Source organism: Capnocytophaga catalasegens, assembly GCF_026005215.1.
GTDB lineage: Bacteria > Bacteroidota > Bacteroidia > Flavobacteriales > Flavobacteriaceae > Capnocytophaga > Capnocytophaga catalasegens.
In genome coordinates, this window is sequence record NZ_BPMA01000061.1 from 1 (window position 1) to 5219 (window position 5219).

Consider the following 5219-nt stretch of genomic DNA (forward strand, 5'->3'; position numbering starts at 1 on the left):
CTACTGCCATAATAAGTTTTTTGAGTAATGTTATTTTTAAGTTGTTTCTTAGATTTTTTAAGAAAAGTATTAGTATATTTTTTTATACTCCATTCTTTTTTATATTTAGAATAAGTTTCTTGCTTCCTAAATATTATGCTTTTTTAATCTCTTCTCTTTCTATTTAATATACTTATTATAAGATTTAATAGTAATCCAGTTCCTATACCAATAGATACATAAACTAATGTATTTTCATTGAAGAAATTATTTGATATTGCATTGAAAAATATTTCTTTTACAGGCTCACTTGGAGAAGCTGTATCACTGTAAGAAACCATTGCTTCACAAAGAGAAAACAAAATACCTACAAGCACTCCCAGTATGGGAAATAATAACTTACTCTTGATATATAAATTTAGGTTTATAGTTTGAATTTTCATCTCTATACTCTAGTAAAATTTTTATATCTTTTTTCATTATTGTAACAAAAGGTCTATAGCCTCGTAAATGTTGCAAAATAAATCATGAACAAAACCTTATATTATTTAATACCATACTCTTTTTGTTTTGCTCTAAATAGAGAATCTATGTCCTTGAACTTTAACCTTTTTGAATTTTCAACTAAATCATACTCTTTGGAAGAGCGTAGCCAATAATTATAATACCAAACCTTAGAAACCGATTGAGTAAAATGAATCCGTGCAATTTCTGTATGATTTCTCAAATCTTGAATCGTATCCAAAGTCATATGCTTAGGTACTATTTTATAAGGTTCCCCTTCTTTAAAATTGCAAGTTAAATATTTATCTCCTTTATAAAATAAAAATACTTTTTCTTTTTCCTCCTTTTTCTTTAAACTATCTAAATATTGAGATTGAAAAATTAATTTTTCAATCTCTTTTTTTAATAGTAAAGTGTCATTAGGAACATTATTAACCACATAAACAATATCCTCTATTTGACAAAAAGTTGTAGGTTTATTAGGATTGAAATCACTACAAGAAGTAATCCCAAAAACTAAAAATATCATCAATACAAATTTTATCATATCTTAAATTTTAAAACTTCTTCTTTTTCTATTATTGTAATAAAAGGTATGCAGCCTCACAAGTGTTACAGAACAAAAACATATTTTTTAAATAGCAATTATCCAGCCTAATATAAAAAATAATGTCCATATAATATGTAACACCCAAATAATTAGCGCCCCTTCAGTATCTCTTATCTTCTTTTGCCAAAAGTATAATAACAAAGAACAAATAACTACATACACCCCAAACAATATGTAATACACTTGATATTGCCACAGAGGTGTTTTGTATATTTCATAATCTATTCGTTGCATCAGATTTTCTGTATCAAACCAACTTCCAGCCATCCAAGAGAACTGAAATATCGCAAAAATATTGTAAATCCAAAATAAAAATATTATTTTATATAGTTTCATTATTTAGAACTTTTATGGTTAATTCCATTCCAAAATCTACTCCTCTTTTATTTGCTTCCATATCTTTATCATCCCAACCTTTTTCTTTATCATTAAACCAACTAATAACTTCATCTTTAAAAAATTCTTTCATTATTCCCAATATTGTAGATTTTGTAGGACCATTAACATAAGAGTAGTAAGCACTATACAAAAAATGTAATAATTTATCTAATCCTGTATCATTATTTCTTCGAACAACATTTTCATAAATATGAAATAAGGGAGCTCCTAATCCATTTAAGAAACCTTCATCTCCATCAACAAGTTTACAAGATTTAGATAAAGCATACGCTATTGCTAAATATTTTGGAGTATTTTTTATTTTTACATATTGAGAATAATTTATTTCAAAAAACAATCTTCCAAATGTTACATAATAATCGTCAGGAAAATTACAATTATATTTTCCATTGTAATCATCTGTGATTTTCTTTATACCTGCCTCTACAGCTACATTATTAAATTTTTCTTGTTTTAACAACCTTTTTATAGTTATTTCAGAGGAGTTTCTTCCATTAATTTTGTATTTCTCCATTTGAGTTTTTTTAGAAAAATCCTTTTTTATTATTCCTCTTTCAGGAATAACAATATAATTCATTGTATCAGATATTTTCGCTCTTTTACTTACCTCTTCTGTAGGTTTTACCAAAAACGGCATCACAATAATTTCCTTGCCTGCCCATTCTTCTTTAATGGAAAGTTCTAATTTCTCGCCTTTTATTTTAGAAAAATAGTATCTTTTTTATTCCAATTATATAAAACATACTTATCTGTTTTTTCTATAAAGTACAGATAAGTACTTTCCTTTTCTTTGTGATATTTAATACAAAAATACATTTTTTGGTTTTTATCTAATTTTATATGTTGTGCTATTTTATACAGGTTAATGGATTTTTCTTCTAAAATACTATTTATATGTTTTTCCTCTTTGTTAATAAATGATTTATTATTTTCATCAAGATAAAAATCAATACTATATTCTATTGTGTGGTTACAACATCTTTCTTTGGTAAAAATACGAGATGTTGTATCTGCCACAAACCCCGTTTCCTGTTCTATCTCCTCAAATAATTCCTTTTCTTTTTTACTTATAGGAGCTAACTCACTTCGAAAATCAAGGCGAATTAAACTAATTAAAACAATAAAAAGTATCACACCAATTATTCCTAAAATTGCTATAATGAGTGCTATTCTTTTAAAAATTCTACCAATTCCCATACTTCTATTGATTTTGTATAATAATGATTTGCGTTCGTTGTCGTACTAGATATTTTTAGTTTGAAATGTTCATTTTTAAGACCATTTATTTGATATGAATTCTTTTCTAAAGTTTCTTTTTTTGAAAAAATATCTCTAATACCATCCCATATCTTTTCAGGTAAAGTACTCGTAACATCATCAAAATTTTTATACATCAAAACAATATCAGGTAATATATTTATCTGATATGTTTTGTTGGGCAAAGTTATTTTAAAATCTCTATTATCCGCAGGAGAGAAATGCAACACTCTATCTACCTCTATACCTTGTGTTAAAAGACCTTGAACTATTCCTTCGGCGTGAGCTCCACCCATACTATGGCTTACCACAAATATTGGAGCTTGTTTTTTATTTTCTATGCTTAAAATTCCTTTATCTTTCAAATCTGTCTTAAATTTATCAGACATAGCTTCTTTAAAACCCTTATCAAAGCGAAGCTGTCCCGTTGAACTCCAAACATCTGCTCCGTCTATATAAATGTCTTTTATATATTTTTTATTAAGTGTTTGATAATCTTCAGGAATTTCAAAATTATACATTTCTTTTAATCTTCTTTTAAAATACTCAAAAGCCTTAATTTTAAAACCTAACATCCAATACGCTTCTCCAAATTTATCTCCTGTATTATCTCTGATTATTTCTTCTATACTTTTACCTAATTTTTCATTTATTTTTCCTACCTTATTTCCTACAGTCTTACCTGTGTTCCAATAACCATTAACAAAAATGATAGCCATCTTTACAATTATTTTCGTCTTTTTACTCACCTTTTCTTCATCAGGTTTTACCAAATAAGGTATTACGATAATTTCTTTACCTGTCTTTTATTATAGCCCCTTTATTTAAAAAAATGGTATCTCCTTCACTCCAATGATAAAGAAAATGCTTGTTTTTTAGTATTTTTATATAATATATATTATTTTTTTTATATTCAATACGAATAACAATATTTTTTTTCTTACTTAATTTTGATAATATAGTATCTTTTTTTACAAAATCATAAAATTTTATACTTTGTTTTCTAAAAATACTATCTGTACATTCTTCTCCTCCTTTATTATAAAATTCTATATTGTAAACAAGTTCATAATTACAACATTCTTCTCTATAAATATAACGACTAGAAGTGTCAGCCACAAATCCTATTTCATCTTCTATCTCCTCAAATAATTCCTTTTCTTTTTTACTTATAGGAATGTCTAATTCTTTACGAAAATCAAGGCGAATTAAACTAATTAAAACAATAAAAAATATCACACCTGCTATTCCTAAAATAGCTATAATGAGTGCTATTCTTTTAAAAATTCTACCAATTCCCATACTTCTATTGATTTTGTATAATAATGATTTGCCATCGTTGTTTCATTAGAAATTTTTAGTTTAAAATGTTCATTTTTAAGACCTTTTATTTGATATGCATTTTTTTCTAATTTTTCTTTTTCTGAAAAAATATCTCTAATATCATTCCATATTTTTTCAGGTAAAGTTCCCATAACATCATCAAAATTTTTATACATCAAAACAATATCTGGCAATATATTTATCTGATAGGTCTTGTTAGGCAAAGTTATTTTAAAATCTTTGTTGTCCGCCGGAGAAAAATGTAAAACCCTATCTACCTCTATTCCTTGTTTCAATAATCCTTGTACGATACCTTCGGCGTGGGCTCCCCCCATACTATGGCTTACTATATAAATGGGGGACAGCTTCTTACCTTCGGCATCTAAAATACTTTTATCTAACAAATCTTTTTTAAATTGAACTGATAATGTTTCTTTTACACCTTTATCAAAACGAAGTTTTCCTGTCGAACTCCAAACATCTGCTCCATCTATATAAATAGGTTCGATATATTTATCATCTGCAATTTCAAAATTATAAGATTCTTTTACTCTTCTTTTAAAATACTTAAAAGTTTTATCTCTAAATCCATTCTCCCAATATTCTTTTCCAAATTTATCTCCTGCATTTTCTTGTATAATTTCTTCTATATTTTTACCCAATTTTTCGCTTATCTTTTTAACGGCTTTCCCAGCAGTTTTTCCCGTATTCCAATATCCATTTACAAAGATAATAGCCATTTTTACAATAACTTTTACCTTTTTACTCACTTTTTTCTCGTCAGGTTTTACCAAAAACGGCATCACAATAATTTCTTTGCCTGCCCATTCTTCTTTTATCGTTAAAACAAGCTTTTCGCCTTTTTCTTTTAAAACTTCCTGCTTATCATCTATTTTTATCGCCCATTGAATGCGTTTTTTGTCATTTTCAGAAACTTTTTCTTGATTGTATTTAGTTACTTTATAAGTTACTTTTTCATAGGGTTTAGCACTATCTTTGCCCTCTACTTTTACAATTAAAAGTTGAGCTTTCTTGCTTTTATCATCACCTTTCCCATTTCCTAACCCTTGTATTATTACTTTTTTTGGGCTTACAAGTTCCAAATCGCCGTTGGTTGCTTCAATAATTACCTCTTCGGCTTCCTCAT

7 protein-coding genes and 1 pseudogene are annotated in these 5219 nt (G+C 27.1%); all 8 read right to left on the minus strand.

Annotated features, from left to right (window positions below):
- Positions 1-143 precede the first annotated feature (143 nt).
- Positions 144-422 carry a hypothetical protein gene (locus tag OO775_RS12435; RefSeq protein ID WP_264847529.1) on the minus strand — a complete coding sequence of 93 codons (279 nt, stop codon included), beginning with the start codon at positions 420-422 and terminating at the stop codon, positions 144-146.
- A 101-nt stretch (positions 423-523) separates the two neighbouring features.
- Entirely contained in the window at positions 524-1030 is a 507-nt protein-coding gene (locus tag OO775_RS12440) for a hypothetical protein (RefSeq protein WP_264847530.1), read from the minus strand.
- 87 nt (positions 1031-1117) lie between these two features.
- Entirely contained in the window at positions 1118-1429 is a 312-nt protein-coding gene (locus tag OO775_RS12445) for a hypothetical protein (protein ID WP_264847531.1), read from the minus strand.
- Positions 1416-2069, minus strand: a complete 654-nt coding sequence (locus OO775_RS12450; RefSeq protein WP_264847532.1) for a hypothetical protein — start codon at positions 2067-2069, stop codon at positions 1416-1418. The genes OO775_RS12445 and OO775_RS12450 overlap by 14 nt, the downstream gene beginning before the upstream one ends.
- Positions 2070-2188: 119 nt before the next feature.
- Positions 2189-2689: a hypothetical protein gene (locus tag OO775_RS12455; protein WP_264847533.1), complete on the minus strand. Its 501-nt coding sequence runs from the start codon at positions 2687-2689 to the stop codon at positions 2189-2191.
- The gene (locus tag OO775_RS12460; protein WP_264847534.1) at positions 2659-3468 is read right to left on the minus strand and encodes a hypothetical protein; all 810 of its coding nucleotides are present in this window, start codon (positions 3466-3468) and stop codon (positions 2659-2661) included. The genes OO775_RS12455 and OO775_RS12460 overlap by 31 nt, the downstream gene beginning before the upstream one ends.
- A 76-nt stretch (positions 3469-3544) precedes the next feature.
- On the minus strand, positions 3545-4051 hold the full coding sequence (locus OO775_RS12465; RefSeq protein ID WP_264847535.1) for a hypothetical protein: 507 nt from the start codon (positions 4049-4051) through the stop codon (positions 3545-3547).
- Positions 4021-5219 (minus strand): annotated as a pseudogene (locus OO775_RS12470) (hypothetical protein); the annotation flags it as partial. The gene OO775_RS12465 and the pseudogene OO775_RS12470, both read right to left, overlap by 31 nt.